The organism is Streptomyces sp. P9-A2, from assembly GCF_036634175.1.
Classification (GTDB): Bacteria; Actinomycetota; Actinomycetes; order Streptomycetales; family Streptomycetaceae; genus Streptomyces; species Streptomyces pratens.
Genome location: NZ_JAZIFX010000001.1, coordinates 1,744,384 through 1,770,717, shown reverse-complemented (window position 1 = coordinate 1,770,717; position 26,334 = coordinate 1,744,384). Strand labels below are relative to the sequence as shown.

The 26,334-nt window shown below is 70.3% G+C and carries 23 protein-coding genes; 17 read left to right on the top strand and 6 right to left on the bottom strand.

The genetic code is table 11. The annotated features are described in order from the left end of the window. Nucleotides 1-307: 307 nt before the first annotated feature. The 3 genes from V4Y04_RS08020 (at nucleotide 308) to aroQ (ending at nucleotide 3,529) form a co-directional block, all read left to right on the top strand. The gene (locus V4Y04_RS08020) at nucleotides 308-1,312 is read left to right on the top strand and encodes a TerC family protein (protein WP_332426635.1); all 1,005 of its coding nucleotides are present in this window, start codon (nucleotides 308-310) and stop codon (nucleotides 1,310-1,312) included. 394 nt (nucleotides 1,313-1,706) lie between these two features. Further along, on the top strand, nucleotides 1,707-2,819 hold the full coding sequence (locus V4Y04_RS08015) for a calcium:proton antiporter (protein ID WP_332426634.1): 1,113 nt from the start codon (nucleotides 1,707-1,709) through the stop codon (nucleotides 2,817-2,819). A 236-nt stretch (nucleotides 2,820-3,055) separates the two neighbouring features. Continuing rightward, nucleotides 3,056-3,529, top strand: coding sequence for a type II 3-dehydroquinate dehydratase (gene aroQ, locus V4Y04_RS08010; RefSeq protein WP_332426632.1), 474 nt, complete (start codon nucleotides 3,056-3,058; stop codon nucleotides 3,527-3,529). A gap of 99 nt (nucleotides 3,530-3,628) precedes the next feature. Here aroQ and V4Y04_RS08005 read toward each other — a convergent pair whose 3' ends face one another. Both V4Y04_RS08005 and V4Y04_RS08000 read right to left on the bottom strand, forming a co-directional pair. Then, nucleotides 3,629-4,285, bottom strand: a complete 657-nt coding sequence (locus V4Y04_RS08005; protein WP_332426630.1) for an MBL fold metallo-hydrolase — start codon at nucleotides 4,283-4,285, stop codon at nucleotides 3,629-3,631. Between the two features lie 10 nt (nucleotides 4,286-4,295). Then, complete coding sequence (locus tag V4Y04_RS08000) at nucleotides 4,296-4,985, bottom strand: maleylpyruvate isomerase family mycothiol-dependent enzyme (protein ID WP_332426629.1); 690 nt, start codon at nucleotides 4,983-4,985, stop codon at nucleotides 4,296-4,298. A 222-nt stretch (nucleotides 4,986-5,207) separates the two neighbouring features. Here V4Y04_RS08000 and uvrA point away from each other — a divergent pair, with 222 nt between their 5' ends. Beyond that, nucleotides 5,208-8,129 carry an excinuclease ABC subunit UvrA gene (gene uvrA, locus V4Y04_RS07995; protein WP_332426628.1) on the top strand — a complete coding sequence of 974 codons (2,922 nt, stop codon included), beginning with the start codon at nucleotides 5,208-5,210 and terminating at the stop codon, nucleotides 8,127-8,129. Nucleotides 8,130-8,346: 217 nt separating this feature from the next. Here the strand turns inward: uvrA and V4Y04_RS07990 are convergent, their stop codons facing one another. Together V4Y04_RS07990 and V4Y04_RS07985 are read right to left on the bottom strand one after the other, a co-directional pair. Further along, nucleotides 8,347-9,255 carry a carbohydrate kinase family protein gene (locus tag V4Y04_RS07990; protein ID WP_332426627.1) on the bottom strand — a complete coding sequence of 303 codons (909 nt, stop codon included), beginning with the start codon at nucleotides 9,253-9,255 and terminating at the stop codon, nucleotides 8,347-8,349. A gap of 36 nt (nucleotides 9,256-9,291) precedes the next feature. Continuing rightward, nucleotides 9,292-10,416, bottom strand: coding sequence for a LacI family DNA-binding transcriptional regulator (locus V4Y04_RS07985; protein WP_332426625.1), 1,125 nt, complete (start codon nucleotides 10,414-10,416; stop codon nucleotides 9,292-9,294). Between the two features lie 222 nt (nucleotides 10,417-10,638). Between V4Y04_RS07985 and V4Y04_RS07980 the strand changes: the two genes are divergently transcribed. Beyond that, nucleotides 10,639-11,058, top strand: a complete 420-nt coding sequence (locus tag V4Y04_RS07980) for a Rieske (2Fe-2S) protein (protein ID WP_332426623.1) — start codon at nucleotides 10,639-10,641, stop codon at nucleotides 11,056-11,058. Between the two features lie 73 nt (nucleotides 11,059-11,131). Here V4Y04_RS07980 and V4Y04_RS07975 read toward each other — a convergent pair whose 3' ends face one another. Then, nucleotides 11,132-12,082, bottom strand: a complete 951-nt coding sequence (locus V4Y04_RS07975) for a hypothetical protein (protein ID WP_332426621.1) — start codon at nucleotides 12,080-12,082, stop codon at nucleotides 11,132-11,134. A 456-nt stretch (nucleotides 12,083-12,538) separates the two neighbouring features. Beyond that, on the bottom strand, nucleotides 12,539-12,712 hold the full coding sequence (locus tag V4Y04_RS07970; RefSeq protein WP_332426620.1) for a hypothetical protein: 174 nt from the start codon (nucleotides 12,710-12,712) through the stop codon (nucleotides 12,539-12,541). 174 nt (nucleotides 12,713-12,886) lie between these two features. Between V4Y04_RS07970 and uvrC the strand changes: the two genes are divergently transcribed. From uvrC to V4Y04_RS07910, 12 genes are all read left to right on the top strand, one after another. Beyond that, on the top strand, nucleotides 12,887-15,118 hold the full coding sequence (uvrC, locus tag V4Y04_RS07965; RefSeq protein ID WP_332426619.1) for an excinuclease ABC subunit UvrC: 2,232 nt from the start codon (nucleotides 12,887-12,889) through the stop codon (nucleotides 15,116-15,118). Then, nucleotides 15,115-16,167 (top strand): RNase adapter RapZ, encoded by a 1,053-nt coding sequence (gene rapZ / locus V4Y04_RS07960; RefSeq protein ID WP_332426618.1) that lies wholly within the window; start codon nucleotides 15,115-15,117, stop codon nucleotides 16,165-16,167. Before uvrC ends, rapZ begins: the two co-directional genes overlap by 4 nt. After that, a complete protein-coding gene (locus V4Y04_RS07955) occupies nucleotides 16,164-17,231 on the top strand; it encodes a gluconeogenesis factor YvcK family protein (protein ID WP_332426617.1) in 1,068 nt (355 codons plus the stop codon). The genes rapZ and V4Y04_RS07955 overlap by 4 nt, the downstream gene beginning before the upstream one ends. After that, nucleotides 17,222-18,211, top strand: coding sequence for a DNA-binding protein WhiA (gene whiA / locus V4Y04_RS07950; RefSeq protein WP_332426615.1), 990 nt, complete (start codon nucleotides 17,222-17,224; stop codon nucleotides 18,209-18,211). The genes V4Y04_RS07955 and whiA overlap by 10 nt, the downstream gene beginning before the upstream one ends. Before the next feature lie 161 nt (nucleotides 18,212-18,372). Beyond that, nucleotides 18,373-18,624: a hypothetical protein gene (locus V4Y04_RS07945; RefSeq protein ID WP_332426614.1), complete on the top strand. Its 252-nt coding sequence runs from the start codon at nucleotides 18,373-18,375 to the stop codon at nucleotides 18,622-18,624. A gap of 417 nt (nucleotides 18,625-19,041) precedes the next feature. Further along, nucleotides 19,042-20,049 carry a type I glyceraldehyde-3-phosphate dehydrogenase gene (gene gap, locus V4Y04_RS07940; RefSeq protein WP_332426613.1) on the top strand — a complete coding sequence of 336 codons (1,008 nt, stop codon included), beginning with the start codon at nucleotides 19,042-19,044 and terminating at the stop codon, nucleotides 20,047-20,049. 148 nt (nucleotides 20,050-20,197) lie between these two features. Then, on the top strand, nucleotides 20,198-21,409 hold the full coding sequence (locus tag V4Y04_RS07935) for a phosphoglycerate kinase (protein ID WP_332426612.1): 1,212 nt from the start codon (nucleotides 20,198-20,200) through the stop codon (nucleotides 21,407-21,409). Between the two features lie 6 nt (nucleotides 21,410-21,415). Then, nucleotides 21,416-22,204: a triose-phosphate isomerase gene (gene tpiA / locus V4Y04_RS07930; RefSeq protein ID WP_332426611.1), complete on the top strand. Its 789-nt coding sequence runs from the start codon at nucleotides 21,416-21,418 to the stop codon at nucleotides 22,202-22,204. 102 nt (nucleotides 22,205-22,306) lie between these two features. Continuing rightward, nucleotides 22,307-22,534 (top strand): preprotein translocase subunit SecG, encoded by a 228-nt coding sequence (gene secG / locus V4Y04_RS07925; RefSeq protein WP_443080166.1) that lies wholly within the window; start codon nucleotides 22,307-22,309, stop codon nucleotides 22,532-22,534. A 234-nt stretch (nucleotides 22,535-22,768) separates the two neighbouring features. Further along, entirely contained in the window at nucleotides 22,769-23,104 is a 336-nt protein-coding gene (locus V4Y04_RS07920) for an RNA polymerase-binding protein RbpA (protein ID WP_332426609.1), read from the top strand. Nucleotides 23,105-23,579: 475 nt separating this feature from the next. After that, complete coding sequence (pgi, locus tag V4Y04_RS07915; RefSeq protein WP_332426608.1) at nucleotides 23,580-25,232, top strand: glucose-6-phosphate isomerase; 1,653 nt, start codon at nucleotides 23,580-23,582, stop codon at nucleotides 25,230-25,232. A gap of 102 nt (nucleotides 25,233-25,334) precedes the next feature. Beyond that, a complete protein-coding gene (locus V4Y04_RS07910; protein ID WP_332426607.1) occupies nucleotides 25,335-26,297 on the top strand; it encodes a hypothetical protein in 963 nt (320 codons plus the stop codon). Nucleotides 26,298-26,334 lie beyond the last annotated feature (37 nt).

Below are 26,334 nucleotides of genomic sequence, written 5' to 3'. Positions count from 1 at the left end.
CCGTAAACGCGGCGGTGGCGTCCCATCTCCTGGACCATGCCCGCATGAGACCAGCTTCCACCTGGTGCTTTGGGATTTCTTTTACCTCGCTCTTTACCAATCCTTGGTGATGGGGGTAAGGTTTTGCACACGGAGGGGAGTACTCCCCGTCTGTGCGGCGACCTCGTCAATACGGATCAGGCCTGATCCCGGGGCGTCGGCCCATAGGTCTGTTCCGGCGCTCACAAGTGCTGAAGACCTGGGTGGAAGAGACCTCCGGCAGCGACGACGCTGACATTTTCCGTGAGACGTATCTGCCGGAGGCGCAGTGGATGTTTCCTCGACCCTTTGGGTCCTTACTGTCCTGGGGCTTCTCGCCCTCATCTCGATCGACTTCTTCATCGGCCGCAAGCCGCACGATGTTTCCATCAAGGAAGCCGGGATCTGGACCATCGTCTGGATCGCCCTCGCCGTGATTTTCGGGCTCGGCCTGCTGGTCTTCGGCGGGGGGCAACCCGCGGGAGAGTTCTTCGCCGGTTACATCACCGAGAAGTCACTGAGCGTGGACAACCTGTTCGTCTTCGTCCTGATCATGGCGAAGTTCGCGGTGCCGTCGCAGTACCAGCAGCGGGTGCTCCTCGTCGGTGTGCTCATCGCCCTGGTGCTGCGGACGGTCTTCATCGTCGCGGGCGCCGCGATCATCGCCAGCTTCTCGTGGGTCTTCTACATCTTCGGTGCCTTCCTGATCTACACGGCCTGGAAGCTCATCCAGGAGGCCCGTGCCGACGAGGAGGACGAGGAGTTCGAGGAGAACAAGCTCCTCAAGGCCGCCGAGCGCAGGTTCGGCGTGGCCGACCGGTACCACGGCACCAAGCTGTGGATCGAGCAGAACGGCAAGCGGGTCATGACCCCGATGCTGGTCGTGATGCTCGCCATCGGCACCACGGACGTGCTCTTCGCGCTCGACTCGATCCCCGCGATCTTCGGTCTGACCCAGGACCCGTACATCGTGTTCACCGCGAACGCGTTCGCCCTCATGGGTCTGCGCCAGCTGTACTTCCTCATCGGCGGTCTGCTGCGGAAGCTGGTCCACCTGTCCTACGGACTGTCGATCATCCTCGGCTTCATCGGTGTGAAGCTGGTGCTGCACGCGCTGCACGAGTCCGGGGTCCATGTTCCGGAGATCAGCATCCCGGTGTCGCTGGGCGTGATCTGCGGCGTCCTGATCGTCACGACGATCACCAGCCTCAGGGCCTCCAGGAAGCAGGCACTGAAGGACCGGGCCGAGACGGGCCGGGACGAGGGCACCGCCAAGGACAGCATCGACGTCTGACCCGTCCGTCCGGGAACGGACAGGCCATCTCCGGGAGCGGTGTGCGACGCGGAGTCGCGCACCGCTCCCGGCCTCTGTCCGTCTCGTGCCGGACCACCCCACCGCAACCGGTAAAGACCACGACACCACAACCGGTAAAAGGGCGGCCGGTCATGCTCGTCGCCGTCCGTCAAGGGCCGTCCCTCCGGTCAGCAGAGGAGATCATGCGCGACAACGGCAACCTCGGAACGACAAGGAACACGCAAGGGATCGGAGCCGCCGGACAGTGGCGGGACCGTCCGCACGAACTGATATCCGGTGATGGCGGGGATGTGAAAATGATCAGTACGACAAGCGGGTCCACAGAGCGTCGAGTGACCGAAGGCCAGGGTTCCTTCACGTCTGAGAGCCGCGCATGATCGGTTGGTTCAGAACGATCGGCGAGCGGTGGACGAGCCTGGTGCCCGTGCTCGCGGTGGTCCTCCTGGCCCTGACCTGGGGGAGCGAACTGTCCGGCGCGGTCCTCGCCGTGGCGGTCGTGGTGCTGGCGGCCGCCGTGCTGGCCGCGGTGCACCACGCGGAGGTGGTGGCCCACCGGGTCGGTGAACCCTTCGGCTCACTGGTCCTCGCGGTCGCCGTCACGATCATCGAGGTCGCGCTGATCGTCACCCTGATGATCGACGGCGGGCCCGATACCGCCTCCCTGGCCAGGGACACCGTCTTCGCGGCCGTGATGATCACCTGCAACGGCATCCTCGGCCTGAGTCTCCTGGTCGGCTCGCTGCGGCACGGCACGGCCACCTTCAATCCGGAAGGCGCCGGCGCGGCGCTCGCCACGGTGGCCACGCTGGCGGGCCTCACCCTGGTGCTGCCGACGTTCACCACCAGCAAACCGGGCCCGGAATTCTCCGGGGTGCAGCTCACCTTCGCCGCGGTCACCTCGCTGATCCTCTACGGCTTGTTCGTCGCGACACAGACCGTCCGGCACCGTGACTACTTCCTGCCCGTGGTCAAGCCCGGCAAGCCCAAGCCGGTCGTGGACCCGGAGGACGACCACGCGGACGCGCCCTCCACCCGCACCGCCATGATCAGCCTCGGGCTGCTCGGCCTGGCCCTGGTCGGGGTGGTCGGCCTGGCCAAAGGCGTCTCGCCCGCCATCGAGTCCGGTGTCCAGTCGGCCGGGCTGCCCCACGCCGTCGTCGGTGTGATCATCGCGCTGCTGGTCCTGCTTCCCGAGACCATCGCCGCAGTGCGCGCGGCGCATCGCAACCGGGTGCAGACCAGTGTGAATCTCGCGCTCGGCTCGGCGATGGCCAGCATCGGCCTGACCATCCCCGCGGTCGCGATAGCCTCCCTCTGGCTCTCCGGCCCGCTCGTCCTGGGCCTCGGCAACACCCATCTGGTGCTGCTCACCCTGACGGTGGTGGTCGGCGCCCTGACCGTTCGCCCCGGCCGGGCCACACCGCTCCAGGGCGGGGTGCACCTGGTGATCCTCGCGGCCTATCTCGAACTGGCGATCAATCCGTAGTACCGACTTCGGAAACCGCCTCCGGGCGGGGACGTGTCCGGCGCAGACCCACGCTCCGGCGCACCCCCACCCGGAGGCGGTTCCGTTGGCACACCGGGCCAGGGCGGCTCACCGGGCCAGGGTGGCTCACGGGGCCCGGGACAATCGCCCGCGGGACCGTGATAGACCGGTCCGAGCGGCGTCCCGGTGACGGCCGCCGCAACCCCCCGACCTTTTCCGAACGGACCGGAGGAACTGTGCACCGCAGCCTGGCCGATGCCCCGATCATGATTCTCAACGGCCCCAACCTGAACCTGCTCGGGCAGCGTCAACCGGAGATCTACGGCTCCGAGACGCTCGCCGACGTGGAGGCGCTGTGCGCCGGGGCGGCAGGCGCCCACGGAGGCACGGTGGACCTGCGGCAGTCCAACCACGAGGGCGAGCTGGTGGACCGGATCCACGAGGCGAGGCTGAACCACTGCGGCATCGTGATCAACCCCGGTGCCTACTCGCACACCTCCGTCGCCATCCTGGACGCCCTCAACACCTGCGACGGCCTGCCCGTGGTGGAGGTCCACATCTCCAACATCCACCGGAGGGAGTCCTTCCGGCACCACTCCTACGTCTCGCTGCGGGCCGACGGGGTCATCGCGGGATGCGGGGTGCAGGGGTACGTGTTCGCGGTGGAGCGGATCGCGGCGCTGGCCGGCCCCGGACGGGCACGGGCGTAAGCCCCGGCCCGCCTCCCGGCATCCACCCCGGAGGACAGGGCTCACCCGGGCCGGTACCGGTGCCGGGACACCCGGCCGCCACTCACCCGGTCCCGCGCGTCACCAGCCCCGCGTGCGCCACTCGGGCAGCTGCGGGCGCTCGGTGCCCAGCGTGGTGTCGTTGCCGTGCCCGGGGTAGACCCAGGTCTCGTCGGGGAGCACGTCGAAGATCTTCGTCTCGACGTCGTGGATCAGGGCGGCGAACGCCTCCGGGTCCTTGTGGGTGTTGCCCACACCGCCCGGGAACAGGCAGTCCCCGGTGAACACATGGGGATGCCCGTGCGGATCGTCGTAGACGAGGGCGATCGAGCCGGGCGTGTGGCCGACGAGACGGCGCGCGGTGAGTTCCACCCGCCCCACCCGGATCGTGTCGCCGTCGTCGACCAGGACGTCCGTCGGCACCGGAATGCCCTCGGCGTCCTCCCGGCCCGCGTGGGTGCGGGCCCCGGTGGCCGCCACCACCCGGGCGAGCGCCTGCCAGTGGTCGCCGTGCCGGTGCGTGGTGACGACGGACGCGATGCCGTCGTCACCGATCGTGCCCAGCAGGGCGTCCGCGTCGTTGGCCGCGTCGATCAGCAGCTGCTCGTCGGTGGCCCGGCAGCGCAGGAGATAGGCGTTGTTGTTCATGGGCCCGACGGCGACCTTGGTGATCATCAGGTCCTTGAGTTCGTGCACATCGGCCGGTCCGCCGACCGTCACATGCCCGCTGTACGTCATGGCGGCCAGCCTATAGCGGGGGAAGGGCGGGCAGGGTGCCGGACGTCACCGTCAGCCCCGAGCCGTCACGGCGCCCGGCGAGCCAGCCGAGCAGCTCGGCGGCCGGGCCCTCGACCGCGACCGGGCCGCCCGGCGCCCCGCCGCCCGTGGTCCAGGTCCGGCCGTCGGAGGTGGCCAGCCGCGTCGTGGGCACGTCCCGGTGGCCGTCGAACCGCGCCCTCAGGAAGCGGATCTCCCGTTCGGTGAAATCCGTCGGCAGATCCTCCAGCTCGTAACCGATGCCGAGGTCCACGTGGTGCAGTTCCACCTCGACCCAGCGCCGGAAGGGCAGTCGCTCCGCCCGGTCGGTGACCCCGTTGCGCAGCTCCACCGTGCGCGACCAGTCCGCCGGGGCCCCGCCCACCTCCTGGAAACGGGCCGCGCTCTCCCGCACGTCGGCGAGCTGGACGTCGAGGGGGCGCGGGGCGTCCCGCTCGATGTCGGCCTCCCGGGCGGCGGCGGAGACGTACATCGGGCGCCCCTCCAGGACGTTCACCAAGGCGTCCGCGTTGCGCGCGAGGTGGGCCAGTACATGTCCACGGGTCCAGCCCGGAAGCCGTGACGCCTGCGTCACAGCGGCGTTGTCCAGTGCGGCGACCGCGCGGAGCAGCCGTTCGGTCGCGCCGTGTACGGACGCCAGGTCATGGGCGTGATCAATCATGACGTCGACCCTAGCCCCGCCACACCTTCGGGTGAAGGTGGTGAAGGAAGGCCGTGAATCGAATGCACGTGCTATAAACTCGGGCGCGGCGTCGGGCATGCTGGAGAGCCGGGAATTGTTGTCAATCCGTGAATCCGACCGGCGTTGTCAGTGGCTCGCCCTAGTGTGAGAAGACACGGGGGCCCCGCCCCTGTCACCCCTCTCAGAAAGGTGCGGACCCGCGTGGCCGACCGTCTCATCGTCCGTGGAGCGCGCGAGCACAATCTCAAGAATGTCTCGCTCGACCTCCCGCGCGACTCGCTCATCGTCTTCACGGGCCTGTCGGGGTCGGGCAAGTCCTCGCTGGCCTTCGACACGATCTTCGCCGAGGGGCAGCGGCGCTACGTGGAGTCGCTCTCCTCGTACGCCCGGCAGTTCCTCGGCCAGATGGACAAGCCGGACGTCGACTTCATCGAAGGACTGTCCCCGGCCGTCTCCATCGACCAGAAGTCGACCTCGCGCAACCCGCGCTCCACCGTCGGCACCATCACCGAGGTCTACGACTACCTGCGGCTGCTCTTCGCGCGCATCGGCAAGCCGCACTGCCCCCAGTGCTCCCGGCCCATCTCGCGTCAGTCGCCGCAGGCCATCGTCGACCGGGTACTGGAACTGCCGGAGGGCAGCCGCTTCCAGGTGCTGTCGCCGCTGGTACAGGAGCGCAAGGGCGAGTTCGTCGACCTCTTCGCCGACCTCCAGGCCAAGGGCTACTCCCGCGCGCGGGTGGACGGCGAGACCATCCAGCTCGCGACCCCGCCCACGCTGAAGAAGCAGGAGAAGCACACCATCGAGGTGGTCGTCGACCGCCTCACGGTGAAGGACAGCGCCAAGCGCCGCCTCACCGACTCCGTCGAGACCGCGCTCGGCCTGTCCGGCGGCATGGTCGTGCTCGACTTCATCGACCTCCCCGAGGACGACCCCGAGCGCGAGCGCATGTTCTCCGAGCACCTGTACTGCCCGTACGACGACCTGTCCTTCGAGGAGCTGGAGCCCCGCTCCTTCTCCTTCAACTCGCCCTTCGGCGCCTGCCCCGAATGCTCCGGCATCGGCACACGCATGGAGGTCGACCCGGAGCTGATCGTCCCCGACCCGGACAAGAGCCTCGACGAGGGCGCCATCCACCCCTGGTCGCACGGGCACACCAAGGACTACTTCGCCCGGCTGATCGGCGCCCTCGCCGACGCGCTGGGCTTCCGCACGGACATCCCCTTCTCGGGCCTGCCGCAGCGCGCCAAGAAAGCCCTGCTCCACGGCCACAAGACCCAGGTCGAGGTCCGCTACCGCAACCGGTACGGCCGCGAGCGCCGGTACACGACGGCCTTCGAGGGCGCCCTCCCCTTCGTCAAGCGCCGGCACGGCGAGGCCGAGAGCGATGCCGGCCGCGAGCGCATGGAGGGCTACATGCGCGAGGTCGCCTGCCCCTCGTGCGAAGGCACCCGGCTCAAGCCGGTCGTCCTCGCCGTCACGGTCCTGGGGAAGTCGATCGCCGAGGTCTCGGCCATGTCCATCAGCGAGTGCGCGGACTTCCTGGGCGCGATGAAGCTCTCCGCCCGCGACAAGAAGATCGCCGAGCGCGTACTGAAGGAGGTCAACGAGCGGCTGCGTTTCCTGGTCGACGTCGGCCTCGACTACCTCTCGCTGAACCGCGCGGCGGGCACCCTCTCCGGCGGCGAGGCCCAGCGCATCCGCCTGGCCACCCAGATCGGCTCCGGCCTCGTCGGCGTCCTCTACGTCCTCGACGAGCCGTCCATCGGCCTGCACCAGCGCGACAACCACCGGCTGATCGAGACTCTGATCAGGCTCCGCGACATGGGCAACACGCTCATCGTCGTCGAACACGACGAGGACACCATCAAGGTCGCCGACTGGATCGTCGACATCGGCCCGGGCGCCGGTGAGCACGGCGGCAAGGTCGTGCACAGCGGAGCCCTCAAGGAACTGCTCGAGAACACCGAGTCGCAGACCGGCCAGTACCTGTCCGGCCGGAAGGCCATCCCGCTGCCGGACGTCCGCCGCCCGCTCGACCCGTCGCGCCTCCTCACGGTGCACGGCGCCCGTGAGAACAACCTGCGGGACATCGAAGTGTCCTTCCCCCTCGGCGTGTTCACCGCGGTCACGGGTGTTTCCGGCTCCGGCAAGTCCACGCTGGTCAACGACATCCTGTACACCCACCTGGCCCGCGAACTGAACGGCGCCCGCAGCGTCCCCGGCCGCCACACCCGCGTGGACGGCGACGACCTGGTCGACAAGGTCGTGCACGTCGACCAGTCGCCCATCGGCCGCACCCCACGCTCCAACCCGGCGACGTACACCGGCGTCTTCGACCACGTCCGCAAGCTGTTCGCCGAGACGGCCGAGGCGAAGGTCCGCGGCTACCTGCCCGGCCGCTTCTCCTTCAACGTCAAGGGCGGCCGCTGCGAGAACTGCGCGGGCGACGGCACCATCAAGATCGAAATGAACTTCCTCCCGGACGTGTACGTCCCGTGCGAGGTCTGCCACGGTGCCCGTTACAACCGGGAGACCCTGGAGGTCCACTACAAGGGCAAGTCCGTCGCCGACGTCCTGAACATGCCGATCGAGGAGGCCCTGCACTTCTTCGAGGCCGTCCCGGCGATCTCCCGTCACATGAAGACGCTGTACGACGTCGGCCTGGGATACGTCCGGCTCGGCCAGGCGGCCACCACCCTCTCGGGCGGCGAGGCCCAGCGGGTGAAGCTCGCGAGCGAGCTGCAGCGGCGCTCCACCGGCCGCACGGTCTACGTCCTGGACGAACCGACCACCGGCCTGCACTTCGAGGACATCAGCAAGCTGCTGACCGTCCTGTCCGGCCTGGTCGACAAGGGCAACACGGTCATCGTCATCGAGCACAACCTCGACGTGATCAAGACCGCCGACTGGGTCGTCGACATGGGCCCCGAGGGCGGTTCCGGCGGTGGCCTGGTCGTCGCGGAGGGCACGCCCGAGCAGGTGGCGAGCGTTCCGGCCAGCCACACCGGCAAGTTTCTGCGGGAGGTTTTGGAGCCGGGAAAGATCAGCGATGCCGCACGTTTTGTGAAGGCGCCGGTGAAGAAGGCCGTTGGCCGACGAAAGGCGGCAATCAAGCGATAGAGGCAGGCGGGCTGGGATCTGGCGCATCCCCGCGAGGGCGGGGACAACATACGCTCGGCGCCAAGGACCTCCCGGAGAAACGGACCATCCCCGCTGCGGCGGGGAAATCCAGCTCGTCTGCCGCTGGGTCAACGACTGATGTCGGGCGAAGTCACGGTGTCCTCCATGCACCTGCCCGCCGGCCCTCCGACCGGCAGTGAAACCGGCGGGGTGGCCGTCAGACGGCTACTTCACGCGCGCACGGCGGCTCCGCGCCCGCGCGTGAGCAGGTGATCGCCGCCGCGCGCGCCGCGAAGCCGAGCAGCTCCCGCCAGCCGTCCGCGCCCAGCGCGGCCACCCCCCGCCCGCTGAGCGCGTCCCGGGCCGCCAGACCATGCAGCAACGCGGCGTTGACGGTGTCGCCCGCGCCGATCGTGTCCACCACCTCGATCCGTTCACCCGGCACGGAGTACTCGCCGCCCTCCCGGGTGAACACGGTCAGCCCGTCACCGCCCCGGGTGACCACGACCGCCGCCGGACCGGCCGCCAGCCACCGCGCGGGCGTACCGCCGAGCCACCGGGCGTCCTCCTCGGACAGCTTCAGCAGCGACACCGACGGCAGCCAGCTGAGGAACCGGGCCCGGTAGGCGTCGGGGTCCGGGATCAGCCCCGGCCGGATGTTGGGATCCAGCGCGGTGAACACACCGCGCGCGTGGGCCGTGCGCATCAGTTCCTCGTACGCGGTCGCCCCCGGCTCCAGTACGAGGGAGCAGGTGCCGAAGGACACCGCGCGGGTGCCGGCCGGCAGCGCGTCCGGCACCGTGAACAGCCGGTCCGCCGTCCCCTCCACGTAGAAGGAGTAGACCGCCGAGCCGTCCGCCGCGACGGTGGCGACGGCGAGCGTCGTCGGCTCGTCACCGCGCTGCACCGACGACACCACCACGCCGGTCTCCCGCAGCCGGTCCAGCAGCGCCTCGCCGAAGGCGTCGCGGGACACCCGGGAGCAGAATGCGGTGGGGGAGCCGAGACGGCCCAGCGCCACCGCCGTGTTGTAGGGGCCGCCGCCGAGCGCCGGCGTCAGCGCCGCGAGCGCGCCCGCGCCCTGCGGTACCAGGTCGATCAGTGCCTCACCGGCTACGACGATCACGAGAAGTCCCTTTCGCGGGGTGCTGGGGTTGCTGGGTTACTGGCTTGTCGGGTCGTCGGTCACCGGGTCTGCTGCGGTGGGTCCGCTGCGTGTGCCGAGGCCGCGGGGGCTACGGGGACCGGACAGGCCGCTCCGGGGGTCCTGCGGGTCCGGGCAGCCGCAGGACGTGCGGTGCACGAAGGCGCAGGAGAGCCGCTCGGTCCGAGCGGGCCGGTCCGGCGCGGCGAGCCGGTCCAGGAGCACCTGGACGGCACGGGCGCCGATGTCCCGGCTGGGCTGGGCGATCGCGGTGAGCCGGGGGGAGAACAGGTCCGCCCAGGCGAAGTCGTCGAAGCAGCACAGCGCGATGTCCCCGGGAACGGAGAGCCCGTGGGCGCGCAGGGCGCGCAGCGCGCCGATCGTCATGGCGTTGTTCCCGGTGACCAGCGCGGTCGGGGGAACACAGAGGGAGAGCAGGTCACCGGTGACCCGTTCGGCGCCGGCCGACTCGGAGTCGCCGTGCACCAGGAGCCGTGCGTCGAACGGCAGCCCCGCACCCGCGAGGCCCTGCCGGTACCCGGTGATCCGTTCGGCGGTGGTGCTGAACCCGGGCCGCCCCGCGACCAGGGCGATCCGGCGGTGGCCGAGCCCGGCGAGGTGGGTGACCAGCCGGGCCGTCGGCTCCGTGTTCTCGGCGCAGACCTGGTCGAAGCGCGGGCCGTCCTCCCCGTGTTCCTCGACCACCCGGTCGAGGAACACGGCCGGTACGCGATGGCGCCCGAGGTAGGCGAGCAGCCCGCGCGGCTGCGCGGAGGGCGCGACGATCATGCCCTCCACCCGCCGCTCGTGCAGCAGCTGCACGACCTTGCGCTCGTGCTCGGGGTCGTCGTGCGGATCGGCGATGAGCAGGCTGTAGCCATGCTCCAGGGCGGCCGCCTCGACGCCCTGGAGGATCTCCGTGAAGTACGGGTTGCTGATCGCCGACACCGCGAGCCCGATCGAGCGGGTCCGGGAGGTCACCAGCGAGCGGGCCAGCGTGTTCGGGGTGTAGCCGAGCTCCTCGACGGCGTCCAGGACCGCCTGGCGGGTGTGCGGGAGGACCGGCCGTGTGCCGTTCAGGACGTGCGAGACGGTCGCGACCGAGACTCCGGCGCACCGCGCCACGTCCGTCATGGTCGCCATCGCCCACTCCCTTCGCGTACCGGCCGGTGCGGGTGTCCCGCGGTGGCTCCGTGACGGGGAAGCTATCTCATCCGGCGGCAGACGTAAACGTTTGCGCAAGCGTTTACGCTTCTCGCGCGCACCGTGTCCCGGTCCACCGGCCCCACCCGCTCCCGCCCGGCGGCCGGAGGGACCGCCCCCGATAGGGTCGCCACGTACCGCCGTCCGACCAGTGGAGATCCCATGTCCGGCCGATCCGCCGCGAGCCGCCGTACCGTTCTGAGAGGCATGGCCCTCACCTCTGTGGCCGGACTCGGCCTCACCGCCTGCGGGGGAGGCGAGGAGAGGCCTTCGGAGTTGACCGGGCCCGTCGAGCTCGGCGCGGAGAGCGAGGTCGCCCGGGGGAGCAGCAAGCTGTACTGGGACCACAACGTCGTCGTCAGCCGGGACGACGAGGGTTCCTTCACGGCGTACAGCACCCTCTGCACGCACGCGAGCTGCCCCATCAACCAGCTGAAGGGGACGAAGCTGATCTGCCCGTGCCACGGGAGCGAGTTCGACGCCACCACCGGCAAGGTGCTGCGCGAGCCGGCGGTGGCACCGCTGACACGGCTCTCCGTCGAGGTTCGGAACGGCACGATCATCGCGAAGCCGCAGGACTGAACTGCGGGACTGAACTGCATGACTGAGCCGCAGACCTGAGCCGCAGGACCGAGGTCCGGCTCCGAGCCGGGCCTCAGTCCCAGTCCCAGCCGATCCCCACGTACCCCGAGCGCACGCGCGGCTCGACCAGGTGCACCGAGCGGTGCAGAGCGCTGACCGCCAGCTCCTGACGGCCGCCGCGCGGTGCCGCCGCGGAGTGCTGGGTGAACCGGTGGCAGCGCGCCGGGAGCGCCCCGGCGTCGAAGCACACCTGGAGCGCGTACTGGCCGCCGGGGGAGTCCGTCCCGTGCAGGTACTCACGCGAGACACCGGCCGTGCCGTCCTCGACGGCGTACCGGAACAGGAACGTGTCACCGGCCCGCAGCCGCGTGTCGAAGAGAAGCTCGGCCGCGAGCACACCGGTGTCCTGCTGCCAGCGGACGCGGCCGGTGCGGCAGTTCTCCAGGGAATGCACGGTCATCCGGGCCGGTGCGGAACCGGGGTCACCGTGGTGGACGGCCACGAAGCGGTCGATGCCGTCCCGGTGCGCGCGCACGATGTGGTGGGACTCACGTTCCGCCAGCTCCCGGTGCGCCCCGATCCGGACCCGCTCGTGGTGCCCCAGGGTCTGCAGCCCGCTGTCCCGTGGGGCGTCGAGCTCGGCCAGCAGCCCCGAGAGGACGCCCGAGGCCTCGAGCAGCGAGCGGTAGGAACGGCCCGCGGGGCGGCCGTCCGGCGTCTGCTCGTCGGACTCGGCGAGCAGACGGATCAGCGACTCCTCCGGCAACTCCAGAATCTCCTCCAGTGCCCGTACGGCCCGCAGCGACTCCGCGCGCTGCGGGCGACGGGCGCCCTGTTGCCAGTAACTGAGACTGGTGACACCCACCTTCACGCCGTGGCGCGACAGATGGTGCTGCACCCGTTGCAGCGGCAGGCCGCGGGCGGCTATCGCGGCCCGCAGGGCGACATGGAAGGGGCCGCCGCGCAGGGCCGAGTCCAGTTTCGCGGTGGTGTCCGTGTCCGTGTGCGGTGTGGCGTGCGGCATGCAGGGGCCTTTCTCTGAATGTCCACAACGGCTGGTCAGGCCGTTCGCTCGGCGCACCCCGGGTCCGCCCCCGTGATCGGGTAAAGTGCCTGCCGTGCGTTGCGAGAACCAAGCGCGCATACCGTGCCGATCGAGAACCAGGACGGCACAACCGAGCTTTGCTCAACAAACCGGGCAGGTTCCGTCCCGGCTGGTGTTGAGGGAGTAGGACCTCGCAGGTCGCTGACCTGTGGGGCTTCCTGAGCCAGGAATCCCCCTGCTTCGGCTGGGGGAGGGTTCAAAGGGGCTCCGAGTTCCCCGCATTAAAGCGTGTTGACCAATTCCCGACAACACCTGGTGCCCAACAAGGGCGCCCGCGCCGTGCACACATGCGGTGCACACACGTCAGGGGCCGTGCCGACCCGAAGGCCGACACGGCCCCTGACGCCCCGCTGCGACGGGGCCCCTACGGCACCTCTACGACCGACCCGCCGTGTCCCGGTCGCCCTTCGGACGCGGACCCAGACGCTTGGCGCGCACGATGTCGGGGTCGCGTGGGTCGAGGGAGTCGAAAAGAGCGGCCGTCTCGTCCGCGTGCCGGCGGGCGCGGGCGGCCGGCCGTCGTGATTTCTCGATCCGTGTCTGTCGCATTGTCCGACCAGCCCTCCGACTCGTGACCGCGTCCGCATCCTGCTGGCATCCCGCCCAAGGGCCGGACCCCCCACATTCCCGCTTCTCACCCGTCATAACCGTTCCGGAGCGATGCCCGGCCGGTGGCCGCCCGGCCCCGCCGCCGTGTCGGTGCCCGCCAGTAGGGTGTGAGACATGGCCGACCCCTCCAGCTACCGCCCCAAACCGGGTGAGATCCCCGACTCGCCGGGGGTCTACCGGTTCCGTGACGAGCACCGCCGGGTGATCTACGTCGGCAAGGCGAAGAGCCTGCGCCAGCGCCTGGCGAACTACTTCCAGGATCTCGCCGGCCTCCATCCGCGCACCCGCACCATGGTCACCACGGCCGTCTCCGTGGAGTGGACGGTGGTGTCCACGGAGGTCGAGGCGCTCCAGCTGGAGTACTCCTGGATCAAGGAGTACGACCCCCGTTTCAACGTCAAGTACCGGGACGACAAGAGCTACCCGTACCTCGCGGTGACGATGAACGAGGAGTTCCCGCGTGTGCAGGTGATGCGCGGTCACAAGAAGAAGGGTGTCCGGTACTTCGGTCCGTACGGGCACGCGTGGGCGATCCGCGACACCGTGGACCTGCTGCTGCGGGTGTTCCCGGTGCGCACCTGCTCGGCCGGTGTCTTCAAGAACGCCGCCCGCACGGGCCGCCCCTGCCTGCTCGGCTACATCGGCAAGTGCTCGGCGCCCTGCGTGGACCGGATCTCCGCCGAGGAGCACCGCGAACTCGCGGAGGAGTTCTGCGACTTCATGACCGGCCGCACCGGCGCCCAGCTGCGTCGACTGGAACAGCGGATGACCGAGGCGGCCGAGGAGATGGAGTACGAGCGGGCCGCCCGCCTGCGGGACGACATCGGGGCGCTGAAGAAGGCCATGGAGAAGAGCGCGGTGGTGCTCACCGACGCCACCGACGCCGACCTGATCGCGGTCGCCGAGGACGAGCTGGAAGCGGCCGTCCAGATCTTCCATGTGCGCGGCGGACGCGTGCGCGGCCAGCGGGGCTGGGTCACCGACAAGGTGGAGGAGATCACCACCGGCGCCCTCGTGGAGCACGCCCTGCAGCAGCTGTACGGCGAGGAGACCGGCGACGCCGTCCCGAAGGAGGTCCTGGTCCCCGCGCTGCCCGACCCGGTGGAGCCGGTCCAGCAGTGGCTCACCGGGCGGCGAGGCTCGGGCGTCTCGCTGCGGGTTCCGCAGCGCGGGGACAAGCGGGCCCTGATGGAGACCGTGGAGCGCAATGCCCAGCAGGCCCTCGTCCTGCACAAGACCAAGCGCGCCTCCGATCTGACCACACGCTCGCGCGCGCTGGAGGAGATCGCCGAGGCCCTCGGCCTGGACAGTGCCCCGCTGCGGATCGAGTGCTACGACATCTCGCACCTCCAGGGCGACGACGTGGTGGCCTCCATGGTCGTCTTCGAGGACGGGCTGGCCCGCAAGAGCGAGTACCGCCGTTTCCAGATCAAGAGCTTCGCCGGCCAGGACGACGTCCGGTCCATGCACGAGGTGATCACCCGCCGCTTCCGGCGCTATCTCGCCGACAAGGAGCGGACCGGCGAGTGGAGCGACGACGAGGAGCCTGGTGCCGGTGCCGGTGCCGGTGCCGGTGCCGGTGCCGGTGCCGAGGCCGGCGGTGAGGCGACCGGTGTGGACGTGACCCTGAGCCCGGACGGGGCCGCCGGCGCCGAGGGTGTCCCCGGCCCGGACGGGACCGCCGGCGGCCCCGCCGTGCCCTCCGCGAGCACGCTCACCGAGGACGACGGCCGTCCCAAGCGCTTCGCCTATCCGCCCCAGCTGGTGGTCGTCGACGGCGGGGCCCCCCAGGTCGCGGCGGCCCGCCGGGCCCTGGACGAGCTCGGTATCGACGACATCGCGGTGTGCGGCCTCGCCAAGCGGCTGGAGGAGGTGTGGCTGCCGGACGACGGCGACCCGGTGGTGCTGCCCCGCACCAGCGAGGGCCTCTACCTGCTCCAGCGCGTCCGGGACGAGGCGCACCGCTTCGCCATCGGTTATCAGCGGGTCAAGCGGGCCAAACGCTTCCGGTCCGGTCCGCTGGACGACGTGCCCGGCCTGGGCGAGACCCGCAAGCAGGTGCTGATCAAGCACTTCGGCTCGGTGAGGAAACTACGGGCGGCGACCGTCGAGCAGATCTGCGACGTGCCCGGCATAGGCCGCAAGACGGCCGAGAGGATCATCGTGGCCCTCGCCGGAGCGGTCCCCGCCGGTCCCGCCGTGAACACGGCGACGGGCGAGATCATGGATGACATGGTTGATATGGAGGGCATGGACGACGTGGAAGAACCCGGGCAGTCCGGGGGTTCTCCCGGGGAGCCCGTGTCCACGGGCGCCCCGGACGACGGACGGGGGCTGGAGAGATGACCGAGCACGAGACACGCCAGGACACTGGTCAGGACGCGGCCCGGGAGACGGACGCGGATGCGGTCCGGGGCCCCGGCCGGGACGCAGGTCCCGGGACGCGGCAGGGCGACGGCGACGGAACGGGTGACGGAACAGGTGACGGAGCACAGGTGAGTACGGGCAAGGAAACGACCGGGGCCCCCGAGGCGGCGATCCCCGAGCTGGTGATCATTTCCGGCATGTCCGGGGCGGGCCGCTCCACGGCCGCGAAGTGTCTGGAGGACCTGGGCTGGTTCGTCGTCGACAACCTCCCGCCCGCGCTGATCCCCACCATGGTGGAGCTCGGCGCCCGCTCCCAGGGCAACGTGGCCCGGATCGCGGTCGTCGTCGACGTCCGCGGCCGGCGCTTCTTCGACAACCTCCGTGAATCCCTCGCCGACCTCGACACCCGGGGCGTCACCCGGCGGATCGTCTTCCTGGAGTCCTCCGAGGAAGCCCTGGTGCGCCGCTTCGAGTCGGTGCGCCGCCCGCACCCCCTCCAGGGCGACGGCCGCATCGTCGACGGCATCGCCGCCGAGCGCGAACTGCTGCGCGAACTGCGCGGCGACGCCGACCTGGTGATAGACACCTCCAGCCTCAACGTGCACGAGCTGCGCGCCAAGATGGACGCCCGGTTCGCCGGCGACGAGGAGCCCGAACTGCGGGCCACCGTGATGTCCTTCGGCTTCAAGTACGGCCTCCCGGTCGACGCCGACCTGGTCGTGGACATGCGGTTCCTGCCCAACCCGCACTGGGTCCCGGAACTGCGCCCGTTCACCGGCCGCCACGAGGAGGTGGCGGCGTACGTCCTCAACCAGCCCGGCGCCAAGGAGTTCCTCGACCGGTACGCCGAGCTGCTGCGGCTGATCGCCGCGGGCTACCGCCGTGAGGGCAAGCGCTATGTGACCATCGCCGTCGGCTGCACCGGCGGTAAGCACCGCTCGGTCGCCATGTCGGAGAAGCTCGCCGCCCGACTTGCCGCGGAGGGCGTGGAGACGGTGGTCGTCCACCGGGACATGGGACGGGAATGACCGCACGTACTCCGCGGCTGTACCGGCTGCGCCGGGCGATGCCCGAAGGGCGCGCCGGCCGGCCGGCCGAGGCCCGCGGCGCCAGACCGCGACGCCGGGGCACCCAGCCCAAGGTGGTCGCCCTCGGCGGCGGCATGGGGCTGTCCGCCTCGCTCGCCGCGCTGCGCCGGATCACCGGCGACCTCACCGCCGTCGTCACCGTGGCCGACGACGGCGGCTCCAGCGGGCGGCTCCGCGACGAACTGGGCGTACTGCCGCCCGGAGATCTGCGCAAGGCGCTGGCCGCGCTGTGCGGCGACGACGAATGGGGCCAGACCTGGGCCCGGGTCATCCAGCACCGCTTCCAGTCCAAGGGGGAGCTGCACGAGCACGCGGTCGGCAATCTGCTGATCGTCGCGCTGTGGGAGCAGCTCGGCGACCATGTCCAGGCCCTGGACCTGGTGGGCCGGCTGCTCGGCGCGCACGGGCGGGTGCTGCCCATGTCCGCCGTACCGCTGGAACTCCAGGCCCGGGTTCTGGGCCACGACCCGCAGCGCCCCGAGGCCGTGGAGACCGTCCGCGGGCAGGCGACCGTCGCCCTCACCCCCGGCGAGGTGCAGTCCGTGCACCTCGTGCCGAACGACCCGCCCGCCGTCCCCGAGGCGGTCGAGGCGGTCCTGGACGCCGACTGGGTGGTGCTCGGCCCCGGCTCCTGGTTCTCCTCTGTCATGCCGCACCTCCTGGTGCCGGAACTGCTGGACGCGCTCATCCGGACCAAGGCGCGCCGGGTGCTCTCCCTGAACCTCGCTCCGCAGCCCGGAGAAACCGAGGGCTTCTCCCCGCAGCGTCATGTGGAGGTTTTGGGACGACACGCCCCTAAACTCGCCCTGGACGTGGTGCTGGCCGATGAGGCCGCCGTGCCCGACCGCGACTTGCTGACCGACGCCGCCGAGCGGCTCGGCGCCGCGGTCGAGCTGGCGCCGGTGGCCCGGCCCGACGGAAGCCCCCGGCACGACCCGGAGCTGCTGGCCGCCGCGTACGACCGTATTTTTCGGATGCATGGAAGGATCGGCCCATGGCGATGACGGCAGCGGTGAAGGACGAGGTTTCCCGGCTCCCCGTCACGCGGACCTGCTGCAGAAAGGCGGAGGTCTCCGCCGTTCTGCGGTTCGCCGGCGGCCTCCACCTGGTGAGCGGACGCATTGTGATCGAGGCGGAGCTGGACACGGCGATGGCCGCCCGCCGCCTCAAGCGGGACATCATGGAGATCTTCGGACACAGCTCCGAACTGATCGTGATGGCACCGGGCGGGCTGCGCCGCGGCTCGCGCTACGTCGTCCGGGTGGTCGCGGGCGGCGACCAGCTGGCCCGCCAGACCGGCCTGGTGGACGGCCGTGGCCGTCCGATCCGTGGCCTGCCCCCGCAGGTGGTCTCGGGGGCCACCTGCGATGCCGAGGCGGCCTGGCGCGGGGCGTTCCTCGCGCACGGTTCCCTCACCGAGCCGGGTCGGTCCTGCTCGCTGGAGGTGACCTGCCCCGGACCGGAGGCCGCGCTCGCCCTGGTCGGTGCCGCCCGCCGTCTGCACATCCCCTCCAAGGCCCGTGAGGTCCGCGGCGTGGACCGGGTCGTCGTCCGGGACGGTGACGCCATCGGCGCCATGCTCACCCGGCTGGGCGCGCACGACTCGGTACTGGCCTGGGAGGAGCGCCGGATGCGCCGCGAGGTGCGCGCCACGGCGAACCGGCTGGCCAACTTCGACGACGCCAACCTGCGCCGCTCGGCCCGCGCGGCCGTCGCCGCCGGCGCCCGGGTGCAGCGCGCCCTGGAGATCCTCGCCGACGACGTTCCCGAGCACCTCGCCGCGGCCGGGCGGCTGCGCATGGAGCACAAGCAGGCCTCGCTGGAGGAGCTGGGCGCGCTCGCCGACCCGCCGCTGACCAAGGACGCCGTGGCCGGGCGGATCCGCCGGCTGCTCGCAATGGCCGACAAGCGCGCCGCCGACCTGGGCCTCCCGAGCACGGAGGCCAACATCGGCGAGGAACTCGCCGACAACCTCGTCGGCTGACGCCCTCCCGCGCGGAGCAGCCTCGTTGGTCACCTGGTCACCTGGTCACCTGGTCACCTGGTCACCTGGTCACCTGGTCACGTGGTCACGTGGCCACCCGGTTGCTCGGTTGCTCGGTCACCCGGTGACCCGGTGACCCGGTCACTCGATCATCTGGTCACTTGGTCACTTGGTTACTCGGTTGGTTCGGTCACCCGGCCACCCGGCTGGGCTGGCCGCTCGGCTGGTCCGGTCACCCGGCCACCCGGCTGGGCTGGCCGCTCGGCTGGTCCGGTCACCCGGCCACCCGGCTGGGCTGGCCGCTCGGCTGGTCCGGTCACCCGGTCACCCGGCTGGGTCGGTCGCTCGGCCGGGCCGGCCACCCTGTCACCCGGCCCGGTCCCGGCCCGCGCCGGCCGTCGGCGCCCCGCTGAGGGGGTTCTGCGGGGTCCCGCTGTCCAGGCTTCCCGACGCCCTGCCGACGAACTCCCGTCGCCGGACGAACCTCCGCCGCCAAGCCCTTCGGCGTCCCCGCTCAGGGATCGGCCGCAGCCGGCCGCAGGCCGGTCGGTGAGAAGGCGGGCGGGAGGCTCATCCGCGGGCTCCGGCACGGCGAGGGAACACCGGCGAAACCTTCCTCCCCTGGTCAAGTCGCCCTTGTGGACGGGCCGGACGGGGGCCCCGGGTCTGGGCGGTCCGTACCCTACTGGCGGGTAAGAGTCGGCCTGTCGGGTATGGCCCGACTCGATGTCACGGGCGTGGCGCCGGAGAGGTAGGGTCGGGGGTGGTCGGGGACATCCCATACAGCTCGCCGGCGACTTGCGCCGGTGTACCAACGAGGAGATCGGTTCGTGACGATCCGCGTAGGCATCAACGGGTTTGGCCGCATCGGCCGGAACTACTTCCGCGCATTGCTGGAGCAGGGCGCAGACATCGAGATCGTGGCCGTCAATGACCTGGGTGACACCGCGACCACTGCCCACCTGTTGAAGTACGACACCATTCTGGGCCGCCTCAAGCAGGAGGTCTCCCACACCGCCGACACGATCACCGTCGACGGCAAGACGCTCAAGGTGCTCTCCGAGCGCAACCCCGCGGACATCCCCTGGGGCGAGCTGGGCGTCGACATCGTGATCGAGTCGACCGGCATCTTCACGAAGAAGGCCGACGCCGAGAAGCACATCGCCGGTGGCGCCAAGAAGGTCATCATCTCGGCTCCGGCCAAGGATGAGGACGTCACCATCGTGCTGGGCGTCAACCAGGACCAGTACGACCCGGCGAACCACCACGTCATCTCCAACGCCTCCTGCACCACCAACTGTGTGGCGCCGATGGCGAAGGTGCTCGACGAGAACTTCGGCATCGTCAAGGGCCTGATGACGACGGTGCACGCGTACACGAACGACCAGCGCATCCTGGACTTCCCGCACAAGGACCTGCGCCGCGCCCGTGCCGCCGCCGAGAACATCATCCCGACGACGACCGGTGCCGCGAAGGCGACCGCCCTGGTGCTGCCGCAGCTCGAGGGCAAGCTGGACGGCATCGCGATGCGCGTCCCGGTCCCGACCGGCTCGGTCACCGACCTGGTCGTCGAGCTCGGCCGCGAGGTCACCAAGGAAGAGGTCAACGCCGCCTTCCAGAAGGCCGCCGAGGGCGAGCTCAAGGGTCTCCTCGAGTACACGGAGGACCCGATCGTCTCCTCCGACATCGTCAACTCGCCGGTGTCCTGCACGTTCGACTCGTCCCTGACCATGGTCCAGGACGGCACGAGCGTGAAGATCATCGGCTGGTACGACAATGAGTGGGGCTACTCCAACCGCCTCGTCGACCTCACGGTCTTCGTCGGCAACCAGCTCTGATCGTGGAGCAGACCGCCTGATATGAGTGCAGGGCTCGGTCGGCGCGCCAACGCGCTGTCCGAGCCCTGACGCACGTATCGGAGCGGTCGACCGCTTCCGATCACAAGTGATCACGAGTGATCACAAGCTCTTCTCCAGGAGTCCCTTCATGAAGACGATCGACGAACTCCTCTCCGAAGGGGTCGCGGGCAAGCGGGTCTTCGTCCGCGCCGACCTCAACGTGCCGCTGGACGGCACCACCATCACCGACGACGGCCGCATCCGCGCGGTGCTGCCCACCGTCAAGGCGCTTGCCGAGGCGGGCGGCCGGGTAGTCGTCGCCTCGCACCTGGGCCGCCCCAAGGGTGCCCCGGACCCCGCCTTCTCACTTGCCCCGGCCGCCGCCCGCCTGGGTGAACTCCTCGGCGCCGACGTGGCGTTCGCGACGGACACCGTCGGCGATTCCGCCACCGCCACCGTCGCCGGCCTCGCCGACGGACAGGTCGCGGTCCTCGAGAACCTGCGCTTCAACGCCGGCGAGACGGCCAAGGACGACGCCGAGCGCGGCGCCTTCGCCGACCGTCTGGCCGGCCTCGCCGACCTCTACGTGGGCGACGGTTTCGGCGCGGTGCACCGCAAGCACGCGTCCGTGTACGACCTCCCGGCCCGCCTGCCGCACGCCGCGGGCTTCCTCATCGCCACCGAGGTCGGCGTTCTGAAGAAGCTCACGGACGACGTCCAGCGGCCCTACGTCGTCGCCCTCGGCGGCGCCAAGGTCTCCGACAAGCTCGCCGTCATCGACGAACTGCTCGGCAAGGCCGACCGCATCCTCATCGGCGGCGGCATGGCGTACACCTTCCTCAAGGCCAAGGGCTACGAGATCGGCACGTCGCTGGTCCAGGAGGACCAGCTGTCCGCCGTCACCGAGTACCTGGAGCGCGCCGAGAAGAACGGCGTCGAACTGGTGCTGCCGGTCGACACCCTGGTCGCCGAGTCGTTCCCGGACCTGAAGACCAAGGCGCCGTCCCACCCCGCCACCGTCGCCGCCGACGCCATGCCGGCCGGCCGGATGGGCCTGGACCTCGGCCCCGAGACCTGCGCGCTCTACGCCTCGAAGCTCACCGACGCGGCCACCGTCTTCTGGAACGGCCCCATGGGTGTCTTCGAGCACCCCGACTACGCCGAGGGCACCAAAGCGGTCGCCCAGGCCCTTCTCGACTCCCCGGGCTACACCGTGGTCGGCGGCGGCGACTCCGCCGCGGCCGTCCGCATCCTGGGCTTCGACGAAAAGGCATTCGGCCACATCTCGACCGGAGGCGGCGCCTCCCTCGAATACCTCGAGGGCAAGACGCTCCCCGGCCTTGCCGCACTGGAGGACTGACCCTCAATGACCGCTGCTGAAAAAGGCCGCACCCCGCTGATGGCGGGCAACTGGAAGATGAACCTCAACCACCTCGAGGCCATCGCCCACGTCCAGAAGCTCGCCTTCGCCCTGGCCGACACGGACTACGAGGCCGTCGAGGCCGCCGTCCTGCCGCCCTTCACCGACCTGCGCTCCGTGCAGACCCTCGTCGACGGCGACAAGCTGAAGATCAAGTACGGCGCCCAGGACATCTCGGCGCACGACGGCGGCGCCTACACCGGCGAGATCTCCGGCCCGATGCTGGCCAAGCTGAAGTGCACGTACGTGGCCGTCGGCCACTCCGAGCGCAGGCAGTACCACGACGAGACCGACGACATCGTGAACGCCAAGGTCAAGTCCGCGTACAAGCACGGCATCACGCCGATCCTGTGCGTCGGCGAGGAGCTGGCCGTCCGCGAGGCCGGCAACCACGTCGCCCACACCCTCGCCCAGGTCGAGGGCGGTCTGAAGGACGTGCCCGCCGAGCAGGCCGAGTCCGTCGTGATCGCCTACGAGCCCGTCTGGGCCATCGGCACCGGCAAGGTCTGCGGAGCCGAGGACGCCCAGGAGGTCTGCTCCGCCATCCGCGGCAAGCTCGCCGAACTGTACTCGCAGGAAGTCGCCGACCAGGTCCGCATCCAGTACGGCGGCTCGGTCAAGTCGGGCAACGTCGCCGAGATCATGGCGCAGGCCGACATCGACGGCGCGCTGGTCGGCGGTGCCTCGCTGGACGCGGACGAGTTCGTCAAGATCATCCGCTTTCGCGACCAGTGAGTAGGCGCTAGCCGCGATCCGTCGTACCCTTGCGGGGTCCAGTTCCGAGCTGGGCCCCGCGTCGTCCCATCCGAATCCGAGGAAGTTGGTCCAGCCGTGATTTTGGGGTTCTCGATCGCCCTGATCGTCTTCAGCCTGTTGCTGATGCTGCTGGTGCTGATGCACAAGGGGAAGGGCGGCGGTCTCTCCGACATGTTCGGTGGCGGCATGCAGTCCTCCGTCGGTGGCTCCTCGGTCGCCGAGCGCAACCTCGACCGGATCACCGTCGTGGTCGGGCTGCTCTGGGCCGTCTGCATCGTCACGCTCGGCGTCATGATGAAGTCGGGCTGACCCGAGCGGAAGACCCTGGCGGACAATCCGCACGCATCGGGTGCGCATTCCCCACGTAAGGCCCCATGTCCGGTACGCGCAGCACAGTGCGGCCTATCATGGGGCTTGCGTCTGGGTGGGGGAGCGGTAACTCCAATCACTGGACGCGCGTTGGGCCTTACGTAGACTGAGGCGCTCGCAGCGAAGCGGAACGCCGACTCGCCTCGCCGCGCCATCACGCAGGGAGTTACGACCGTGGCAAGTGGCAACGCGATCCGGGGAAGCCGGGTCGGGGCGGGGCCGATGGGCGAGGCCGAGCGCGGTGAGTCAGCGCCGCGGCTGCGCCTCTCCTTCTGGTGCTCCAACGGGCACGAGACCCAGCCGAGCTTCGCGAGCGACGCGCAGGTTCCCGATACGTGGGACTGCCCCCGCTGCGGCTTTCCGGCCGGCCAGGACCGGGACAACCCCCCGGACCCGCCGCGTACGGAACCGTACAAGACGCACCTCGCTTATGTGCGGGAGCGGCGCAGCGACGCGGACGGTGAGGCGATCCTCGCCGAGGCGCTCGCCAAACTGCGGGGCGAGGTCTGACAGTTCACATTCGGTTCGGTTCGGCCAGGAGCCGACGGCCGGATCTGTGCGGTGTGCAGTCGGCCGGGCGGCCTGCGCCGCACCGTGCTGGAGCACCTGAGCCGCGCCCGCGGTGTGTCTGCGTTGTGCCGTGCTCATGTCCGGCTGCTCGCTTCCGGCCCCTTCTTCCCGCCCACGGCCGCGCTCTCGGCCCCGCCCACGGCCGCGCTCTCGGCCCCGCCCACGGCCGCGCTCTCGGCCCCGCCCACGGCCGCGCTCTCGGCTCCGCCTGACCCGCCTGTCCTGCCCGCGGTCCGGCCCGACAGGCATCCTGCCCGTCGCCCCGCTGAATACCCGGGGGCCGGTCAGCCGTATCTGTTGTTGCGCCCCACGACGGCGTCACGCCAGATGATGTCCACCTCTGATCAATTAGGTTGGAACCGGCAGTGGGGCGGATACGCAGCACAGGCAGCAAGGAAGAAGGCTGAAGTCCGAGATGAACGCAGACGGCCGTACCAGGCTCGACCAGACTCCCGAGTGGACCGCACTGGCCAAGCACCGCGAGGAGCTCGGGAACCTGCGGTTGCGTGAGGTGTTCGCCGCCCACCCCGACCGGGGGGCCGCGTACACGCTCCGGGTCGGTGACCTGTACATCGACTACTCCAAGCACCTCGTCACCGACGACACCCTGCGGCTGCTGCGCGAACTGGCCGTCGCCACCGACGTGTTCGGGCTGCGCGACGCCATGTTCCGCGGTGAGCGGATCAACACCACCGAGGACCGGGCCGTCCTGCACACCGCCCTCAGGGCGCCGCGCGACGCGGTGATCGAGGTCGACGGGGAGAACGTCGTCCCCGGCGTGCACGCCGTTCTCGACAGGATGGCCGCCTTCGCCGACCGCGTGCGTTCCGGTGAGTGGACCGGGCACACCGGCAAGCGCATCCGCACGGTGGTCAACATCGGCATCGGCGGCTCCGACCTCGGCCCCGCGATGGCGTACGAGGCGCTGCGCGCCTTCACCGACCGCGACCTCACGGTCCGCTTCGTCTCCAACGTGGACGGCTCCGACCTGCACGAGGCCACCCGCGACCTGGACCCGGCGGAGACGCTGTTCATCGTCGCGTCCAAGACGTTCACCACCATCGAGACGGTCACCAACGCCACCTCCGCCCGGACCTGGCTGCTCAACGCGCTCGGCGACGAGAACGCCGTCGCCAAGCACTTCGTCGCCCTGTCGACGAACGCGGAGAAGGTCGCCGGCTTCGGCATCGACACGGCCAACATGTTCGAGTTCTGGGACTGGGTCGGCGGGCGCTACTCGTACGACTCGGCGATCGGCCTGTCGCTGATGATCGCCATCGGACCGGACCGCTTCCGGGAGATGCTCGACGGGTTCCACCTCGTCGACGACCACTTCCGCACCGCCCCGGCCGAGTCCAACGTGCCGCTGCTGCTGGGTCTGCTGGGCGTCTGGTACGGCAACTTCCTGGGCGCCCAGTCGCACGCGGTCCTGCCGTACTCGCACTACCTGTCGAAGTTCACCGCCTACCTCCAGCAGCTCGACATGGAGTCCAACGGCAAGTACGTCGGCCGGGACGGGCGCGAGGTCCAGTGGCAGACCGGCCCCGTCGTCTGGGGCACGCCGGGTACCAACGGGCAGCACGCCTACTACCAGCTGATCCACCAGGGGACGAAGCTGATCCCCGCGGACTTCATCGGCTTCGCCGAGCCGGTCGCCGAACTGAGCGACGAGCTCAAGGCGCAGCACGACCTGCTGATGGCCAACTTCTTCGCCCAGACGCAGGCCCTGGCCTTCGGCAAGACGCCGGACGAGGTGCGCGGCGAGGGCGTGCCCGAGGAACTGGTACCGCACAAGACGTTCAAGGGCGACCACCCCACGACCACGATCCTCGCGCGCGAGCTGACGCCGTCCGTCCTCGGCCAGCTCGTCGCCCTCTACGAGCACAAGGTGTTCGTGCAGGGCGCGATCTGGGACATCGACTCCTTCGACCAGTGGGGTGTGGAGCTGGGCAAGGTGCTCGCCAAGCGCGTCGAGCCGGCGCTCACCGAAGGCGCTGACGTGCCCGGTCTGGACGCCTCCAGCCGGGCTCTGGTCGCCACCTACCGGGAGCTGCGCGGCCGGAGCTGAGAGCGCAGCGGGAAGCGGGCGGCGCACTGTCGTCCGCTTCCCGTAGAATCCCCCGTCGATCATGATGCCAGTCATTGCGGCGAACGTTCGGGGGCGCTCAAGTTGGGACGTACACGCGGGAGTTGGACAGGCGGCACGCTCAAGGTGTCGTCGTTCTTCAAACCCCACCAGGTGGCACGGGCGCTGTTCCATCCCGCGTGGATCCCCGATTCGCTCGATCGGTCCATCGAACGGCTCAAACGGATCCGGATCATCGCCGGACTGGTCGCCACCCTCGGTGTGTACACCTTCCTCGTCGGCGGATTCGACTTCACGGAGCTGCTGACGAACACGCTGACCGCGGCCGTGGTCCTGCTGTTCCTCACCCCGCTGACGGTCGGCGTGATGCTTCTGGTGTGGCGGCGCACCGGCACCGTACGGGAGCTGCGGGTACCGCTGGCCGGCGCGTTCAAGCTGCTGCTGCTCTTCGTCTGCGCCCTCACCGCCCCGGTGCTGCTGGCCTGGGTGATGCTCGGGCTCGGGAGGGACGACCTGGTGCTGTTCCTGGCCCTCTGCCTGGTGATGCTGTGGCTGGTCGTCTTCGTCTTCGCCGCGGCGCTGCGGGTCTCCGGGAACTTCTTCGGCACGGGTGCCGTGCACCGCTCGCTGCCGGCCCTGCTCGCCGTCGTCACCTGCTGGCTGATGTCCCTGCCGGACCTGATCACCGGTGACCTGAAAGGGCTCGGTCTTGCCCTGGGGATCGTCTTCATCCTGGCCGCCCCGCTGACGGTCACCGGGATCGCGCTGCTGGAACTGCGGCGGCTCAAGCGGCGCTACGGCATCCGGCTGGCGGACCACCCGGCGACCCAGGGCCCGTTCCCAGGACTCGTCGTGCCGGTCCCGGCGCCGGCCCAGGCATCGCACCCGGCCTCCGGTCCGGTCCCCGCCCCCGCCCTCGCGCCCGGTCCGGGGCAGCCGCACATCCCGGTCCAGGGAAATCCCTACGCCCACCCGCAGTCCCCGTACGCCCTGGGCGCCCCCGGCAACCCGTACACCCCGCCCGCGCAGAACCCCTACGCGCGCTGAGCCGCCGAGTCTCCGGGCCGTCGGACCAGAGGGATCG

What these genes read in the sequence shown, in the direction of transcription:
- V4Y04_RS07955 (WP_332426617.1), top strand. Translation starts at nt 16,164, where the DNA reads ATGACCGCACGTACTCCGCGGCTGTACCGGCTGCGCCGGGCGATGCCC.
- rapZ (WP_332426618.1), top strand. Translation starts at nt 15,115, where the DNA reads ATGACCGAGCACGAGACACGCCAGGACACTGGTCAGGACGCGGCCCGG.
- V4Y04_RS07985 (WP_332426625.1), bottom strand. Translation starts at nt 10,416, where the DNA reads ATGGCGACCATGACGGACGTGGCGCGGTGCGCCGGAGTCTCGGTCGCG.
- V4Y04_RS07935 (WP_332426612.1), top strand. Translation starts at nt 20,198, where the DNA reads ATGAAGACGATCGACGAACTCCTCTCCGAAGGGGTCGCGGGCAAGCGG.
- V4Y04_RS08005 (WP_332426630.1), bottom strand. Translation starts at nt 4,285, where the DNA reads ATGACGTACAGCGGGCATGTGACGGTCGGCGGACCGGCCGATGTGCAC.
- tpiA (WP_332426611.1), top strand. Translation starts at nt 21,416, where the DNA reads ATGACCGCTGCTGAAAAAGGCCGCACCCCGCTGATGGCGGGCAACTGG.
- V4Y04_RS07975 (WP_332426621.1), bottom strand. Translation starts at nt 12,082, where the DNA reads ATGCCGCACGCCACACCGCACACGGACACGGACACCACCGCGAAACTG.
- pgi (WP_332426608.1), top strand. Translation starts at nt 23,580, where the DNA reads ATGAACGCAGACGGCCGTACCAGGCTCGACCAGACTCCCGAGTGGACC.
- whiA (WP_332426615.1), top strand. Translation starts at nt 17,222, where the DNA reads ATGGCGATGACGGCAGCGGTGAAGGACGAGGTTTCCCGGCTCCCCGTC.
- V4Y04_RS07980 (WP_332426623.1), top strand. Translation starts at nt 10,639, where the DNA reads ATGTCCGGCCGATCCGCCGCGAGCCGCCGTACCGTTCTGAGAGGCATG.
- V4Y04_RS08015 (WP_332426634.1), top strand. Translation starts at nt 1,707, where the DNA reads ATGATCGGTTGGTTCAGAACGATCGGCGAGCGGTGGACGAGCCTGGTG.
- V4Y04_RS07970 (WP_332426620.1), bottom strand. Translation starts at nt 12,712, where the DNA reads ATGCGACAGACACGGATCGAGAAATCACGACGGCCGGCCGCCCGCGCC.
- V4Y04_RS08000 (WP_332426629.1), bottom strand. Translation starts at nt 4,985, where the DNA reads ATGATTGATCACGCCCATGACCTGGCGTCCGTACACGGCGCGACCGAA.
- uvrC (WP_332426619.1), top strand. Translation starts at nt 12,887, where the DNA reads ATGGCCGACCCCTCCAGCTACCGCCCCAAACCGGGTGAGATCCCCGAC.